Origin of the sequence: Actinomadura chibensis NBRC 106107, assembly GCF_001552135.1 — a bacterium.
GTDB classification, from domain to species: Bacteria; Actinomycetota; Actinomycetes; order Streptosporangiales; family Streptosporangiaceae; genus Spirillospora; species Spirillospora chibensis.
The window spans coordinates 34727-49339 of record NZ_BCQP01000079.1 but is presented as its reverse complement, the minus strand read 5'-3'; the positions used below and the strand labels follow the sequence as shown (position 1 = coordinate 49339).

13 protein-coding genes and 1 riboswitch are annotated in these 14613 nt (G+C 73.3%); of the genes, 8 read left to right on the top strand and 5 right to left on the bottom strand.

Going from position 1 to position 14613, the window contains the following annotated elements:
* The first annotated feature begins 171 nt into the window (after positions 1 to 171).
* From ACH01S_RS38095 to ACH01S_RS38085, 3 genes are all read left to right on the top strand, one after another.
* The gene (locus ACH01S_RS38095) at positions 172 to 2391 is read left to right on the top strand and encodes a bifunctional polysaccharide deacetylase/glycosyltransferase family 2 protein (RefSeq protein ID WP_218010536.1); all 2220 of its coding nucleotides are present in this window, start codon (positions 172 to 174) and stop codon (positions 2389 to 2391) included.
* Positions 2392 to 2568: 177 nt separating this feature from the next.
* A complete protein-coding gene (locus ACH01S_RS38090; protein WP_067904105.1) occupies positions 2569 to 3171 on the top strand; it encodes a TenA family protein in 603 nt (200 codons plus the stop codon).
* Positions 3172 to 3233: 62 nt separating this feature from the next.
* Complete coding sequence (locus tag ACH01S_RS38085) at positions 3234 to 4424, top strand: MFS transporter (RefSeq protein WP_067904103.1); 1191 nt, start codon at positions 3234 to 3236, stop codon at positions 4422 to 4424.
* A gap of 3 nt (positions 4425 to 4427) precedes the next feature.
* Here the strand turns inward: ACH01S_RS38085 and ACH01S_RS38080 are convergent, their stop codons facing one another.
* A complete protein-coding gene (locus ACH01S_RS38080; RefSeq protein ID WP_067904100.1) occupies positions 4428 to 5504 on the bottom strand; it encodes an alkene reductase in 1077 nt (358 codons plus the stop codon).
* Positions 5505 to 5608: 104 nt separating this feature from the next.
* Between ACH01S_RS38080 and ACH01S_RS38075 the strand changes: the two genes are divergently transcribed.
* Positions 5609 to 6049 carry a MarR family winged helix-turn-helix transcriptional regulator gene (locus ACH01S_RS38075; RefSeq protein WP_067904097.1) on the top strand — a complete coding sequence of 147 codons (441 nt, stop codon included), beginning with the start codon at positions 5609 to 5611 and terminating at the stop codon, positions 6047 to 6049.
* 72 nt (positions 6050 to 6121) lie between these two features.
* On the opposite strand, the gene ACH01S_RS38070 is transcribed toward ACH01S_RS38075, so the two are convergent.
* The 3 genes from ACH01S_RS38070 to ACH01S_RS38060 form a co-directional block, all read right to left on the bottom strand.
* The gene (locus tag ACH01S_RS38070; RefSeq protein WP_067904092.1) at positions 6122 to 8434 is read right to left on the bottom strand and encodes a heavy metal translocating P-type ATPase; all 2313 of its coding nucleotides are present in this window, start codon (positions 8432 to 8434) and stop codon (positions 6122 to 6124) included.
* Positions 8435 to 8471: 37 nt separating this feature from the next.
* Positions 8472 to 9431, bottom strand: coding sequence for a DUF8832 domain-containing protein (locus ACH01S_RS38065; RefSeq protein WP_067904088.1), 960 nt, complete (start codon positions 9429 to 9431; stop codon positions 8472 to 8474).
* A gap of 77 nt (positions 9432 to 9508) precedes the next feature.
* Positions 9509 to 9715: a heavy-metal-associated domain-containing protein gene (locus ACH01S_RS38060; protein ID WP_067904085.1), complete on the bottom strand. Its 207-nt coding sequence runs from the start codon at positions 9713 to 9715 to the stop codon at positions 9509 to 9511.
* Between the two features lie 408 nt (positions 9716 to 10123).
* Here ACH01S_RS38060 and ACH01S_RS38055 point away from each other — a divergent pair, with 408 nt between their 5' ends.
* Both ACH01S_RS38055 and ACH01S_RS45040 read left to right on the top strand, forming a co-directional pair.
* A complete protein-coding gene (locus tag ACH01S_RS38055; protein WP_067904082.1) occupies positions 10124 to 10987 on the top strand; it encodes an Fpg/Nei family DNA glycosylase in 864 nt (287 codons plus the stop codon).
* A gap of 110 nt (positions 10988 to 11097) precedes the next feature.
* Positions 11098 to 11994 carry an LURP-one-related/scramblase family protein gene (locus ACH01S_RS45040; protein ID WP_067904079.1) on the top strand — a complete coding sequence of 299 codons (897 nt, stop codon included), beginning with the start codon at positions 11098 to 11100 and terminating at the stop codon, positions 11992 to 11994.
* Between the two features lie 96 nt (positions 11995 to 12090).
* Here ACH01S_RS45040 and ACH01S_RS38045 read toward each other — a convergent pair whose 3' ends face one another.
* Complete coding sequence (locus ACH01S_RS38045) at positions 12091 to 12552, bottom strand: SSI family serine proteinase inhibitor (protein ID WP_067904076.1); 462 nt, start codon at positions 12550 to 12552, stop codon at positions 12091 to 12093.
* A 46-nt stretch (positions 12553 to 12598) separates the two neighbouring features.
* Here ACH01S_RS38045 and ACH01S_RS38040 point away from each other — a divergent pair, with 46 nt between their 5' ends.
* Both ACH01S_RS38040 and ACH01S_RS38035 read left to right on the top strand, forming a co-directional pair.
* A complete protein-coding gene (locus ACH01S_RS38040) occupies positions 12599 to 12934 on the top strand; it encodes a rhodanese-like domain-containing protein (protein WP_067904074.1) in 336 nt (111 codons plus the stop codon).
* 143 nt (positions 12935 to 13077) lie between these two features.
* Positions 13078 to 13196: riboswitch (TPP riboswitch) on the top strand.
* Entirely contained in the window at positions 13188 to 14537 is a 1350-nt protein-coding gene (locus ACH01S_RS38035; RefSeq protein ID WP_067904126.1) for a purine-cytosine permease family protein, read from the top strand. It overlaps the preceding riboswitch by 9 nt.
* Positions 14538 to 14613 lie beyond the last annotated feature (76 nt).

The following is a 14613-nucleotide window of genomic DNA, read 5'->3' as shown; positions in this document are numbered from 1 at the left end:
GGGCGCCCCGCCCGGGACGCCCGCCGCGACGGGCCGCCCGGCCCCCGCCGCTCCGCCGCCCGCGCCGTCCGCGACCGGGACGTCGGCGGTGCGGCCGTCCCCGTCGGCCACGGCGCACCCCGGCAGGTCGCAGGCGTCCCCGCCCGCCTGGGGACACAAGAAGAAGAAGCGTTGACCGCGCGCCGCACCGAGCCCAGAGGACACTGGGTCCTGCTGCTGCTCGGCGGTCTCGTCCTGACCGTGCTCCTCCTCCTGGACGGCTTCGCGAGCGGCGCGGTCGGCGAGGCGCCCCGCGCCGAGTCGGCGCCGCCGGGCGGGCCGGTGCCGGCCTCGGTGGCGTCGGGCGGGCCGGTCGTCAGCCTCGTGGACGGCGCCCCGCGCACCCGCCGCACCCCGCCGAAGACCATCGCGCTGACCTTCGACGACGGCCCCGACCCCGAGTGGACGCCCCGCGTCCTCGACGTCCTGCGCCGCCACGGCGCGCACGGCACGTTCTTCACGGTCGGCGCGCGCGTCGCCGAGCATCCGGCGCTGACCCGCCGCATCCTGCGCGAGGGCAACGAGATCGGCTCGCACACCTACACGCACGCCGACCTCGCGACCGCCCCGGCCTGGCGGGGACGCCTCGAACTCGACCTCACGCAGCGCGCGCTGGCGGGCGCGGCGGGCGTCCACACGCGGCTGGTGCGGATGCCGTACTCGTCCCGCCCGGACGGCCTGACCGGGGCGGAGTGGCGCGCGGCCGAGCGGGCCGGGCGGGCGGGGTACGTCGTCGTCCTCACCGACCGCGACACCGAGGACTGGCGGCGGCCCGGCGCGGAACGGATCGTCCAGGCGGCGCTGGACGGCGGCGCGCCCGGCGCGGGCGCGGTCGTGATGCTGCACGACTCGGGCGGCGACCGGGCGCAGACCGTCGCGGCGGTCGAGCGGATCATCGAGCGGCTCCAGCCGCTCGGCTACCGGTTCACGACGCTCACCGCCGCGCTCGGGCTGCCGTCCGCCGAGGTCGCGGTGCCCGCGCACGAGCGGGCCGTCGGCTGGACGCTCGTCGCCGCGCAGCGCGCCGCGGCCGCCCTCACCGGGACGATGGAGGCGCTGTTCGCGGTCGCCGGGATCCTCTACGTGCTGCGGCTCGTGACGCTGCTGCTGTTCGCGCACGTCCACGTGCGGCGCGTCCGGGGCCACGCCCGCGAGCCGGGCCGCCGCCGCGCCCGGCGCGCCCGGCGCGAACCGCCCCCGCCGGTGCCCGCCGGCGGGGACGGGCTGCCGCCCGATCCGTTCCCGCCCGTGTCGGTGATCGTCCCCGCGTACAACGAGGAGGCGGGCATCGGCGCGACGGTCGCCTCGCTGCTCGACACCGACTACCCGGGCACGGTCGAGGTGATCGTGGTGGACGACGGCTCCACCGACCGCACCGCCGAGATCGTCGAGGCGCTCGCGCCGCCCGCCGTCCGGCTCGTCCGGAAGCCCAACGGCGGGAAGCCGAGCGCGCTCAACGCGGGGATCGCGGCCGCCCGCGCCGACGTCCTCGTGCTGGTGGACGGCGACACCGTCTTCCAGCGCGACACCATCCGGCGGCTCGTCGCGCCGTTGGCCGACCCGGCGGTGGGCGCGGTCAGCGGCAACACCAAGGTCGCCAACCGGGACGGGATCCTCGGCCGCTGGCAGCACATCGAGTACGTGATCGGCTTCAACCTCGACCGGCGGATGTACGACGTGCTGCGGTGCATGCCGACCGTGCCCGGCGCGATCGGGGCGTTCCGCCGGTCGGCGCTGGCGCGGGTCGGGGGCGTCCCCGGCGACACCCTCGCCGAGGACACCGACCTCACCATGGCGATCTGCCGCACCGGCCTCCGCGTCGTCTACGAGGAGACCGCCCTCGCCTGGACCGAGACCCCCGACTCGCTCGGCCAGCTCTGGAGGCAGCGCTACCGCTGGTGCTACGGGACGATGCAGGCGATGTGGAAGCACCGCCGCTCGCTCGTCGAGGGCGGTGCGTCCGGGCGGTTCGGCCGCCGCTGCCTGCCCTACCTGACCGTGTTCCAGGTGCTGCTCCCGCTGTTCGCCCCGGCCATCGACCTGTTCGCGCTGCTCGGCGTCGTGTTCGTCGACCCGGTCGCGCCCCTGCTCACCTGGACGGTCTTCGTCGCCGCCCAGGCCGCGGCGGGCGCCTACGCGCTCTGGCTGGACGGCGAGCCGATCCGCCCCCTGTGGACGCTCCCGCTCCAGCAGTTCGTCTACCGGCAGCTCATGTACCTGGTGGTCGTGCAGTCGGTGGTCACGGCGCTGCTCGGGTCGCGGCTCGGGTGGCACACCGTCCGCCGGACGGGCACCTTCACCGATCTCGGAAGCGGCCGGGAACAATCGCGGGGACCCGTCGGTTACACATGACAGCCGGTGTGCCTGGTGTCCCCGGGCCTCACCTTTCGCCTTCACGGAATACCGTCCGGCTGGAGCCGTGTTGTGCCTTTCGCCGAGAGGCGACCCGCACACCGGTCTTTGATCAGAGCCCCGCTCGGCCCCAGGGCCGGGCGGGGCTCTGATCGTTCCCGATGGGAGACTGCGGGCATGAGTCTCGCCGCGCACCTGGAGGAGATCGGCCGTCCGCTGGTCGACGAACAGCTCAAGCACCCCACCGTGCGGGGCATCGCCCAAGGGAACCTGGACGAGGCCGTCTTCCGCTCCTGGCTTGAGCAGGACTACCTCTTCCTGCACGACTACACCCGCGTGTTCTCCCGGCTGGCCTGGCAGGCGCCCGCCGCCCACCTCGGCGACCTGGTGGACCTCGCCCACGCGACGTACCACGACGAGCTGGACCTGCACCGCTCGCTGTCCGCGGGCTTCGGCGCCGACCTGGACGGCGCGACGAAGGGCCCGGCCTGCGCGGCGTACACGTCCTTCCTGCTGGAGAGCGCCGCCGACTACGCGGGCGGCCTCGCCGCCCTCTACCCCTGCATGTGGGGCTATTCCACGCTCGGGCGGCTGCTCGCCGAGGACCCGCCGGCCGAGCCGCGCTACCGCCGCTGGGTCGACACCTACGCCGACCCCGGCTTCGCCGAGCTGGCCGGCCGCGTCGCCCAGATGATCGACGAGTCCGGGGCCGACCCGGCGACCGCCGAACGCCTCTTCCTGGACGGCATGCGCCACGAGCTGGCCTTCTGGGACGTCTGACCCGCGCGTCCGTGGAATAAGGGGTTGCCGGGCCCACGGCCGCATTGATCATATTTCGACACATGCGGACCTACCGGGAACTCTTCCGTTCGCCGGAGTTCAGCCCCCTGTTCGCGGTCGTCACGGTGCAGGGCGCCGCGACGACGGTCAGCGGGCTGGCGCTCGGCGTCCTCGTCTACTCCGCCACCGACTCGCCGCTGCTCGCCGCGCTCAGCATGTTCGGGGCGTCCCTGACCCAGATGGTCGGGGCGATGGCGCTGCTGTCGGCGGCGGACCGGCTGCCGCCGCGCGCCGCGCTCTGCGCGCTGGTCCTCGTCACCGGGCTCGGGACGGCCGTGCTCGCCGTCCCCGGCCTGCCCGTGTGGGGGCTGTTCGCCATCGTGCTCGCGCTCGGCCTGGTCGGGGCGGTGCTCGGGGGCGTCCGGTACGGGCTGCTCAGCCAGATCCTGCCGCGCGAGGGCTACCTGATCGGACGCTCCGTCCTGAACATGTCGACGGGGCTGACGCAGATCCTCGGGTTCGCGAGCGGCGGCGTCCTCGTGACGGTGCTGTCGCCGCGTGGAACGCTCCTAGTCGCGGCCGCGCTCGACGTCCTCGCCGCCGCGGCGGCGTGGCGGCTGCTCACGTCCCGGCCGCCGCGGGCGGCGGGGCGCCCGTCGGTGGCCGAGACGTGGCGGGTGAACACGCTGCTGTGGTCGTCGCGTCCGCGCCGGTACGTCTACCTCGCGATGTGGCTGCCGAACGGGCTGATCGTGGGCTGCGAGGCGGTGTTCGTCCCGTACGCGCCGGACCGCGCGGGCGTCCTCCTCGCGTTCGCCGCCGCCGGGATGCTGGCCGGGGACGTCGCGGCGGGACGGTTCATACCGCGCGGCTGGCGGTACCGGTTCGAAGCCCCGCTCCGCGTCGTGCTCGCCGCGCCCTACCTGGTGTTCGCCGTGGACCCGGGGGTGCCGGTGGCGGCCGTGCTCGTCCTGGTCGCGTCGGTCGGCTACGGCTCCACGCTGCTGCTCCAGGACCGGCTGATGACCCTGACCCCGGAGGAGATCCACGGGCAGGCGCTCGGGCTCCACTCGTCCGGGATGCTGACCATGCAGGCCGTCGCCGCCGCCCTCTCCGGGACGGTCGCCGAGTGGACCTCGCCCGGGACGGCGATGGCGGTCATGGCGGCGGCCTCGCTCCTGATCACGCTGGCGCTGGCGCCGGGACTGCGTCCCGTCGCGCGCGGCGGCGAGCCGGGCGCCGCCGCCACCTGACGGTCAGCCCGCGAGGGCCGGGTAGTCGACGTAGCCCTCGCGTCCGCCGGCGTGGACCAGGGCGGTGTCGTAGTCGTCGAGCGGCGCGCCGCTCGCGAACCGCGCCGGGAGGTCGGGGTTGGAGATGAACAGGCGGCCGAAGGAGAACACGTCCGCGAGGCCCGCCGCGAGCGCCTGCTCCCCCGCCCGCCGCGAGGTCGGCTCCGGGCCGTTGAAGTTGCCGATCAGCGTCCCGGACCAGCGCGGCCGCAGGTCGGCCAGCGCCCCGTACGCGCCGCGCTCGATGACGTGCAGGTACGCGAGGCCGAGCGGGTCGAGGGCGGCGACGAGCGCCCGGTAGGTGCCCCGCGGATCCGCCTCGGCGATCTCGTTCTCCGGGTTGTCGGGGGAGACGCGCAGGCCGACCCGCTCCGGCCCGATCTCGGCGGCGACGGCCTCGACCACGTCCACCGCGAAGCGCAGCCGCCCGGCGAGCGAGCCGCCGTACCGGTCGGTGCGCCGGTTGGTGTTCTCGGCCAGGAACTGCTGGATCAGGTAGCCGTTCGCGCCGTGCACCTCGACCCCGTCGAACCCGGCGCGGACGGCGTTGCGCGCCGCCGCCGCGAAGGCCGCGACCGCCGCCTCCGCCTCGGCGGTCGTCAGCGCGCGCGGGGTGACGTGCGGGACCTTCCCCTCGTTCGTGCGGATCGTCTCGGACTCGATCCGCACGGCCGACGGCGCGACGGGCGTCGCGCGGCCGGGGAGCGTGAGCGGGTGCGACATGCGCCCGACGTGCCAGAGCTGGGCGAAGATCGTCCCGCCCGCGGCGTGCACGGCCCCGGTGACCTCGCGCCATCCGGCGACCTGCGCGTCCGTGACCAGGCCCGGGACGCCCGGCTCGCCCTTTCCGAGGACGTCCGGCCAGATCCCCTCGGTGACGATCAGCCCGGCCGTCGCGCGCTGCGCGTAGTACTCCGCGGTCAGCGGGCTCGGGACGCCGGTCGCGTCGTCCGCCCGGTTGCGCGTCATCGGCGCCATCGCGATCCGGTTGCGCAGGGTCAGGCGCGGGCCCTCGTAGGGGAGCAGGAGCGGACTGGTCATCGGAACCTCCCGAGATTAGTTTGCATGTACATACATTCCATGCATGTACATGCAGATGTTGTCATTTCAGGTAAGCTGACGTCAAGAGAGAAGGAGGCGCGGACATGGGCGCTGCAACCGGGACGAGTCCCGCGACGAAGGACGGCCTTCTCTGGGACGGCGTCGTCACCCTGCACGGACGCGTCGAGCACCGGCTCGCCAAGGCGCTCCAGCGCGGCCACAACATCGGGCTGTCGGAGTACCGCGCGCTGTGCCGGCTGTCCCGCGCCGCCGATGGCGAGCTGCGCATGCAGGAGCTCGCCGACCTCATCGGCCTCAACCAGAGCTCGGTCAGCCGCCTCGTCGCGCGGCTGGAGGCCGCGGGCCTGACCCGCCGCGACATGTGCCCGAAGGACCGGCGCGGCGTCTACACCGTCATCACCGAGGAGGGCCGCGCCCTCCAGGAGAAGGCCGCCCCGACCTACGCCGAGACGCTGACCGAGGCCCTCCAAGCCGCCGCCGCCGACCCGGCCCTGGCCCCCGTCCTCGCCGGGCTGCGCGCCTGAGCTCCGCGCTCGCCTGAGACACGCGAAAAGCGCGGCCCCCGTTCGCACGGGGGCCGCGCTTTCGCGGTTCGGTCAGCGCGCGGCCGGAACCTCGACCCTGGCCGCCGTCCCGGCCGGGCCGACGGCGTCCGCCCGGTTCGCCGCCAGCGGCTTGAACCGGCGCAGCCGCAGGCTGTTGCTCACCACGAACACCGAGGAGAACGCCATCGCGCCGCCCGCGATCATCGGGACGAGCAGCCCGGACGCCGCCAGCGGCAGCGCCAGCACGTTGTAGGCGAACGCCCAGAACAGGTTCCCCTTGATCGTGCCGAGCGTGCGGCGGGACAGCCGGATCGCGTCCGCCGCCGCCCGCAGGTCGCCGCGCACCAGGGTCAGGTCGGACGCCTCGATCGCCACGTCCGTCCCGGTGCCCATCGCGAGCCCGAGGTCGGCCTGCGCGAGCGCGGCGGCGTCGTTGACCCCGTCGCCGACCATCGCGACCGTCGCGCCCTCGGCCTGGAGGCGCTTGACGACGTCCACCTTGTCCTGCGGCAGGACGTCGGCGATGACCTCGTCGATGCCGACCGCGTCCGCGACCGTGCGGGCCACGGTCGCGTTGTCGCCGGTCAGCAGGACCGGACGCAGCCCGAGCGCCCTGAGCTGCCCGATCGCCTCCGCCGAGGTCGGCTTGACCTGGTCGGCGACGGTCAGCACGGCGCGGGCGGCGCCGTCCCAGCCGACCGCGACGGCGGTGCGGCCCTTGGCCTGCGCCTCCGCCATGGCGCGTTCGAGGTCCGGCGTCAGGTCCTGCGACCACTCGGCCAGGAGCTGCGGACGCCCGGCGAGCACGCCGTGCCCGTCCACGACCCCCTGGACGCCGAGGCCCTCGACGTTGGCGAAGTCCTCGACCGTGCCCAGCTCGCCGACCCGCTCGGCGGCGCCCTTGGCGACGGCCTGCGCGATCGGGTGCTCGGACGCGTTCTCCAGCGCCCCCGCCAGCCGGAGGACGTCGTCCGCGGACACGCCGGCGGCGGTGATCACGTCGACCAGCGCCATCCGGCCGGTGGTGACGGTGCCGGTCTTGTCCAGCACGACCGTGTCGATCTTGCGGGTCGACTCCAGCACCTCCGGGCCCTTGATCAGGATGCCGAGCTGGGCGCCGCGTCCCGTCCCGACCATGAGGGCGGTCGGGGTCGCGAGGCCGAGCGCGCACGGGCAGGCGATGATCAGCACGGCCACGGCGGCGGTGAACGCCCCGGCCAGCGGCTCGCCGGTGCCGATCCAGAAGCCGAGCGTGCCGAGCGCCAGCGCGATCACCACCGGGACGAAGATCCCGGAGATCCGGTCGGCCAGCCGCTGCGCCTGCGCCTTGCCGGTCTGCGCGTCCTCGACGAGCTTCGCCATCTGCGCGAGCTGGGTGTCGGACCCGACCCGCGTCGCCCGGACGAGCAGCCGCCCGCCCGCGTTCACCGTCGCGCCGACCACCGCGTCGCCCGGCCCGACCTCCACCGGGACGGACTCGCCGGTCAGCATGGACGCGTCGACCGCCGACGAGCCTTCGACGACCGTCCCGTCCGTGGCGACCTTCTCGCCGGGACGGACGACGAACACGTCGCCCGCGGCCAGCTGGTCGACGGGGACGCGCTCCTCGCGCCCGCCGTCCCGGACGACCGAGACCTCCTTCGCGCCCAGTTCGAGCAGGGCCCGCAGCGCGGCCCCGGCGCGGCGCTTGGACCGCGTCTCGAAGTACCGCCCGGCCAGGATGAACATGATCACCCCGGACGCGGCCTCCAGGTAGATGTTCATCGACCCGTCCGACCGGGTCATGGAGAACTCGAAGCCGTGCTTGATCCCCAGCTCGCCCGCCGTGCCGAAGAACAGCGCCCACAGCGACCACGCGAACGCGGCGATCGTGCCGAGCGAGATCAGCGTGTCCATGGTGGCCGCGCCGTGCCGCAGGTTGACCGCGGCCGCCTTGTGGAACGGCCAGCCCGCGTAGACGACGACCGGCGCCGCCAGCGTCAGCGACAGCCACTGCCACGCCTCGAACTGGAGCGCCGGGATCATCGCCATCGCGATGACCGGCACCGACAGCACGATCGCGGTGACGAGCCGCTGGCGCAGCGGGCGGAGCCCGTCGTCCGGCTCCGCCTCGCCGTCGCCCTCGCGGCCCTTGGGCGGGGACGGCAGCTCGGCGGTGTATCCGGCCTTCTCGACCGCCGCGATCAGCTCGTCCGTCGACACCCCGGGGGCGTACTCGACGCGGGCCTTCTCGGTCGCGTAGTTGACCGTGGCGGTGACGCCGTCCAGCTTGTTGAGCTTGCGCTCGATGCGGTTGGCGCACGACGCGCACGTCATCCCGCCGATCGCCAGCTCGACACGCTCGGACGCGGAGTCCGTGCTCATCGCTCCTCCTCTGCCTCGGTCGTCGTCTCGGGGTGTGTCAGTGCGTGTGGGGCGTGTCGTCGTGGCCCCCGCCGGTCTGGACGGGTGCCCGCGCGTCCCCCGCGTACACGGTGAACTCGGCCGTGCGGACCTTGCCGCCGTGCTTGAAGTCCAGGTAGAGCCGGTACGCGCCGGTGCTCGGCGCCTCGGCGAAGAACGTGATCTCCGGACCCGGCTTCGTCTTGCCGTCGCCCGGCGCCCCGTCCGGGTGGACGTGCAGGTAGGCGAGGTCGCCCTGCCGCAGCGCGACCAGGTGGCCGTACGCCTCCAGGTAGGGCTCCAGGTCGGTGACCGGCTTGCCGTCCTTGCTCACCGTCAGGGTCAGCTCGGTCGACTTGCCGGGGGCCAGGCCGCCGGTCAGGGCGACCTCGTAGCCGTCCACCTTCGCGACCCGCTCGGGCTTCGGCAGCGGGGTCGTCTTCAGCTCGCCCTGGGCGAACACGTCCGCGCCGAGCGTGAGCTGCCGCTTCGCGCCCTCCGGCTGGACGTCGGTGAAGACCCGGTACACGCCGGCCTTCGGGAGCGTGATCGGGACCGTCCACACGCCGCCGCCCGCCTCCGTCGGGTGCAGGTGCTGGAAGCCGGACAGGTCGCGGCGGGCGACGATCAGGTGCACCCGCTTGCCGTGCAGGAGCTTGAACCCGGTGACGGGCTTGCCGTCCGGGCCGTTGATGGTGAAGCGGAAGTCGGTCCGCTCGCCGGGGGTCACGTCCGTGGCGCGCGGGACGAGCGTGTAGCCGTCCTCGGAGACCTGGAGGCCGCCGGGCGCGTGCGCGGTCTCGCCACCGCCTCCGCCTCCGTGGCCCCCGCCGTTCCCGCCTCCGTGGCCGCCGCCGTCGTGCGAGGCCGTCTCCGCGGACGCCCCGACGGGACCGACGATCTTGCCGACCCCGGCGGCGCCGCCGAACACGACGGCCAGTCCCACCGCGTAGATCCCCAGCTTGGTCGCGCTGTTCATTCCGATTCACTCCACTCGGTGCCCGCGGGCACCCGCTCGGCCGGGCGCCCCCCGCACGGCGGCGGGGCGCGCTCCGGTCAGGACGTCAACTGGTAACCGGCTTCCTCGACCGCGCCCTTGACCAGGGCGTCGTCGATGGGCGCGTCGCTCGTCACGGTGACCTTGCCGGTCGGCAGGTCGACGTCGACGCCGGTCACGCCCGCGATCTGCTCGACCTCCTCCGTGACGGAGCTGACGCAGTGCCCGCAGGTCATCCCGGTGACGGTGTAGGTGGCGGTGCTCATCTCGTCTCCCTGTGGTCAGTACCCCTGGGGGGTATCTCGTGTCCGTCATGCTGCCATAACGTCTCGACTCTCGCAACCCCTACCCCCTAGGGGTTATTTCGAGATCCGGGTCACATGTCCGGATGCGTCCGGCCCTGGGGTCCCGCATGGCGCGCCCCGCCCCGCGACGGTTACCCGCGGGTCGTTACGCGGAAGTTATCCACACCCTGTGTGACCGCCGATTCCCCCGCCGACCCGGCGTTCTGTGGCGATTCGTCGAGGTATCGACGCCGAAAACGCCCGCCGCCCCGCCGGATCCGACGTTGTGCACAAGGTTTTCCACAGGCTTCCACAGCCCTGTGGACGAGCATACGACCCACCTGCGCGGCGCCCTCACCGGCACCCCGAAACGTCGCCGATACTGAGGGCATGCCCGAACTTCCTGAGGTGGAGGCGCTGGCGGGGTTCCTGCGGGAGCGCGTCGTCGGACACGCGGTCGCCCGCGTCGATGTTCTCGCCATCTCCGCGCTGAAGACCTACGACCCGCCGATCACGTCGCTCGGCGGGCTGACCGTCACCGGCGCGGCCCGGCACGGCAAGTTCCTCGACCTCGACGTCGACGGCGTCCACCTCGTGATCCACCTCGCCCGCGCGGGCTGGCTGCGCTGGCGGGACGAGATCCCCGCGCGGCCCGTCCGGCCCGGCGGCAAGAACCCGCTGGCGCTGCGCGTCCACCTGGACGACGGCTCCGGCTTCGACCTCACCGAGGCCGGGACGAAGAAGGGCCTCGCGGTGTACGTCGTCCGCGACCCGGCGGACGTCCCGGGGGTGGCGTCGCTCGGGCCCGACCCGCTGGACGACGCGTTCACCCCGGAGGCGCTCGGCGCGCTCCTCAAGGGCAAGCGGACGCAGGTCAAGGGGCTGCTGCGCGACCAGCGGGTGATCGCCGGGATCGGCAACGCCTACTCCGACGAGGTGCTGCACGCCGCGAAGATGTCCCCGTTCAAGATCGCGTCGTCGCTGACCGACGCCGACGTCGCCGTCCTGCACGAGGCCATCGTGCGCACGCTGCGCGACGCGGTGGAGCGGTCGCGCGGGCTGGAGGCGCAGGACCTCAAGGGCGAGAAGAAGACCGGCCTGCGGGTGCACGGGAGGACCGGGCAGAAGTGCCCCGTGTGCGGCGACACGATCCGCGAGGTGTCGTTCGCGGACTCGTCCCTCCAGTACTGCCCGACGTGCCAGACGGGCGGCAAGCCGCTCGCCGACCGCCGCATGTCCCGCCTCCTGAAATAGCGGCGCTTCGGCGGGGCCGGGGGATTTCGGCCGGAAGCCCGCGATACCGGGTGATCAGGCGGCGTATCGTGACGCGGAGATCACGCTCGCCGTCGCGTCCAGGAGCCGCCATGGGCTATCCGCCCCCTCCCGCGCAGCCCGGTCCGGGTGGCCCCTACCCTCCCGGATACGGCCCGCCGCCCGCCCCCGCATACCCGCCGAACGGCTATCCGCCGAACGGGCATCCGCAGCAGGGGGCGCCGCCGGTTCCTCAGCAGGGCTATCCGCCGCAGCAGCACGGCTACCCGCCCCAGCAGAACGGCTACCCGCCCCAGCAGGCCGGATATCCGCCTCAGCAGGGCGGGTATCCCGCGCCGCAGGCGGCCCAGGCGCCGCCGCAGCCGCAGCACCAGCCGCAGCAGGCCGCCGATCTGTACGGGTCGCCGATCCTCGTCTACGACCAGCCCGCGCAGTTCTTCTCGACCGAGGCGAACTACACGATCTGGCTTCCGCAGGGGCATCCGGCGGCGTACGTCCGGGAGGAGGGCGTCAGCGGGGCGAAGAAGGCGCTGCGCGTCGTCGCCCAGGGCAGCCAGACCAAGGCGGAGCGGAAGCTGTCGATCTTCCGTCCGGACGGCATGCCGTACTTCCTGTTCTACAAGCCGTACGGGTTCATGGGCACGCCCAAGATGCAGGTGCTCACGCCGCAGGGCGGGCTGATCGGGCATCTGCGCAAGCGGGCGATGCGCGGCTGGGAGATCCTCGACCCGTACGAGCGGCAGCTCGGCTACTACGAACTGCTGAGCGGACGGGTCACCGACTGGCAGCAGCAGGAGATCGCGCGCATCCAGCGCGGCTTCGCCGGGATGGGCGAGTTCCTGTCGCAGATGTTCACGGGGGCGGACCGGTACGTGCTACGGATGCACGTCCAGTTGCAGGAGCCCATGCGGACGCTCGTGCTGGCCTGCCCGCTCGCCTTCGACACCGCCGTCTCGCAGAACCGCAGCCTGGGCGGCTTCCTCACCTGAGGACGAGTAGGACGGGTAGGGCCCCGGCGTTTCCGCCGGGGCCGGTGGGGAGCTTCCTGGTCGTCCGCTGGACGAGCCGGAACGGGGATGGCTCGCTCAGCGCACCTTCGGGACGTTCCCGAAGAGCGGCGCGACCTGCGTCCAGCGGTGGAGGTCGCAGCCGTTGTCCCTGGTGAACTTGGTGTTGATCTCCTTGCCGTGCCAGGTGCCCTTGACCGTGGCGATCTCCGGACCGCCGTAGATCTGCGTGCACACCTGGTCCTTGGAAATGGGCTTGAACGGGTCCTTGGCCTTGGCGATCGCCGCGCAGGCGTCGGCGGCCTTGGGATGGTCGCCGCCCGTCGGGTCGCACTTCAGCGTCCAGGACTTGGCGGGTGCCTCCTTCGAGGCCTTCACCTTGACGGTGAGGGTGTTCGCCGACGTGCCCGAGGGCTGCACGGACGTGGTGCCCGAGGGCTTGCCGGCGGACGGTCCGTTTGCCTGTTCGTCGCCGCAGGCCCCGACGGCCAGGACCAAGGTCAGGCCGGGCGCGGCGAAAAGGAGCGTCCGATACCGCATGCGTGATTCGACGCAGGGGGGCTTCGCGCGGTTCCATGGGGGTGTGATGAATTTCGGGGAAGACGTGCCGGCCGTGGGGGCCGCCGACGTGCCGCAGGACGGCTACCTGCTGGACGTCCGGGAGCAGGACGAGTGGGACGCGGGTCACGCGCCCTCGGCGGTCCACATCCCCATGGGGCAGCTCGGCGACCGCGCCGGGGAGGTCCCCCGGGACCGGGAGGTCTTCGTGATCTGCCGGTCCGGCCAGCGGTCCGCGCAGGTGACGGTGGCGCTGAACCAGGCGGGGTGGCTGGCCCGCAACGTCGACGGCGGGATGAAGGGCTGGGCGGAGGCGGGACGTCCGATGGAGAGCGGCGGCGAGAGGCCCCCGTACGTGGCCTGACCCGCAACCGCTCCCCGCACCGCTCCCACGCGGTCCCCACGCCGACCTGGCCCGGCATGTCCGATCTTTAGTGATCCATGCCCTTTTGGTGATGGCCGGGCGGTTGTACTATCGGGGCCGGTCGACCGGGTGTCGGCCGTGCAACGACGAACCGCGGGAGCTCGGGCCACAGCCGGGCTGAGAGGGCGGCCTTCACGGCGTCGCCGACCGCATGAACCTGTCCGGGTAATGCCGGCGTAGGGAGCGGGTCCGCGTGACGTCCGATCTTGGGAAGCGTGCGAGCGAGCGTGCCGCCGACGAGGTCCCCTTCACCCTCGACGAGCCCGCGCCCAAGGTGCTCGGCTTCTGGGACCAGAGCGCCTTCTGGGCGAACCTCGGGGTCAGCCTGCTGGCGTTCTCCGGGGCCTACACCGTCCTCGCGCCGGACGAGGCGGGCCGCCCGACCCTGTCGATCATGGCGGGCATCGTCGCGATGTCGGTGGGAACGGTCCTCGGCGGGCTGATGCTCGGCCTCGCCGCCGTCCCCGGCGCGCGCACCGGCCAGCCCGCGATGGTGCTGCTGCGCGGCCTGTTCGGGGCGCGGCTGTCGTACGCGCCGACCGTGCTGAACGTCGCGCAGCTGATCGGCTGGGGGACGTTCGAGCTGATCGTCATCGCGGACGCGGCGCGCGAGCTGTGGGACGGCGTCCCGCGCTGGGGCTACGTGATCGCGGCGGGCGCGATCACGACCGTGCTGACCGTGTGGCCGCTCGGCTCCGTCCGGTTGCTGCGCCGGTATGTCACGGTCGCCGTGGCGATAGCGCTCGTCTACTTCTACGTCCAGCTCCTCCGCGAGCCGCTGCCGGACCTGACGCAGGGCTCGTGGGGCGGCTTCTGGATCGGCGCGGACGCGGCGCTCGCCGTGTCGATCTCCTGGGTGCCGGTCGCCGCCGACTACACCCGGCACTCCCGGACGGAGCGCGCCGCGTTCGGCGCGGCGGCGGTCGGGTACTCGGTCACGCAGATCGTCGCCTACGTCCTCGGGCTGCTGGCGCTGGCGCTCGTGGCGGGGGACGCGACGAAGGCGTTCGACCCGTTCCTCAACGTGTCGCTCGGCGTGGTGTTCTTCGCGATCTTCGTGCTGCGGGAGGCGGACCAGTCGTTCGCCGACACCTACTCGACGGCCGTGTCGATCCAGAACCTCGTGCCGCGCGCGGACCGGCGGGTGCTGAGCGTCGCGCTCGGCGTCGGCGTCACGGTGCTCGCGCTCGTCCTCGACATCAACGACTACGCGGGCTTCCTCACGCTGATCGGGTCGGTGTTCGTGCCGATGCTCGGGGTGCTCGCGGCCGACTTCTTCCTCGGCCGCCGCCACCGGGGCGTGCGCGGCTGGGACGTGTCCCGGACGGCGCCGTCCCGGTGGAGCATGATCGCCGCGTGGGCCGCCGGATTCGCCGTCTACCAGCTCATCAACCCCGGCACGGTGGGGCGCTGGGCCGGATTCTGGCGGGACGTCCAGGACGTCCTGCACTTCACGGCGCAGAGCTGGATGAGCGCGTCGCTGCTGTCGTTCCTGGTCGCCGGGCTCACGGCCGTTCTCGCCGGGCGGCTCACCCGGCGCTAGCCTTACCAAGAAGTAAGGTTTCCGTTTGTGCAGGGTTGCCGTGGAAAGTTTCGGCGTAAGTTACCCGGCGCTCGGG

Excerpts from the sequence above, each read along its gene's own strand:
- ACH01S_RS45040 (WP_067904079.1), top strand. The coding sequence starts at position 11,098 with ATGGGCTATCCGCCCCCTCCCGCGCAGCCCGGTCCGGGTGGCCCCTAC.
- ACH01S_RS38040 (WP_067904074.1), top strand. The coding sequence starts at position 12,599 with ATGAATTTCGGGGAAGACGTGCCGGCCGTGGGGGCCGCCGACGTGCCG.
- ACH01S_RS38085 (WP_067904103.1), top strand. The coding sequence starts at position 3,234 with ATGCGGACCTACCGGGAACTCTTCCGTTCGCCGGAGTTCAGCCCCCTG.
- ACH01S_RS38045 (WP_067904076.1), bottom strand. The coding sequence starts at position 12,552 with ATGCGGTATCGGACGCTCCTTTTCGCCGCGCCCGGCCTGACCTTGGTC.
- ACH01S_RS38060 (WP_067904085.1), bottom strand. The coding sequence starts at position 9,715 with ATGAGCACCGCCACCTACACCGTCACCGGGATGACCTGCGGGCACTGC.
- ACH01S_RS38090 (WP_067904105.1), top strand. The coding sequence starts at position 2,569 with ATGAGTCTCGCCGCGCACCTGGAGGAGATCGGCCGTCCGCTGGTCGAC.
- ACH01S_RS38070 (WP_067904092.1), bottom strand. The coding sequence starts at position 8,434 with ATGAGCACGGACTCCGCGTCCGAGCGTGTCGAGCTGGCGATCGGCGGG.
- ACH01S_RS38075 (WP_067904097.1), top strand. The coding sequence starts at position 5,609 with ATGGGCGCTGCAACCGGGACGAGTCCCGCGACGAAGGACGGCCTTCTC.
- ACH01S_RS38055 (WP_067904082.1), top strand. The coding sequence starts at position 10,124 with ATGCCCGAACTTCCTGAGGTGGAGGCGCTGGCGGGGTTCCTGCGGGAG.
- ACH01S_RS38065 (WP_067904088.1), bottom strand. The coding sequence starts at position 9,431 with ATGAACAGCGCGACCAAGCTGGGGATCTACGCGGTGGGACTGGCCGTC.
- ACH01S_RS38080 (WP_067904100.1), bottom strand. The coding sequence starts at position 5,504 with ATGACCAGTCCGCTCCTGCTCCCCTACGAGGGCCCGCGCCTGACCCTG.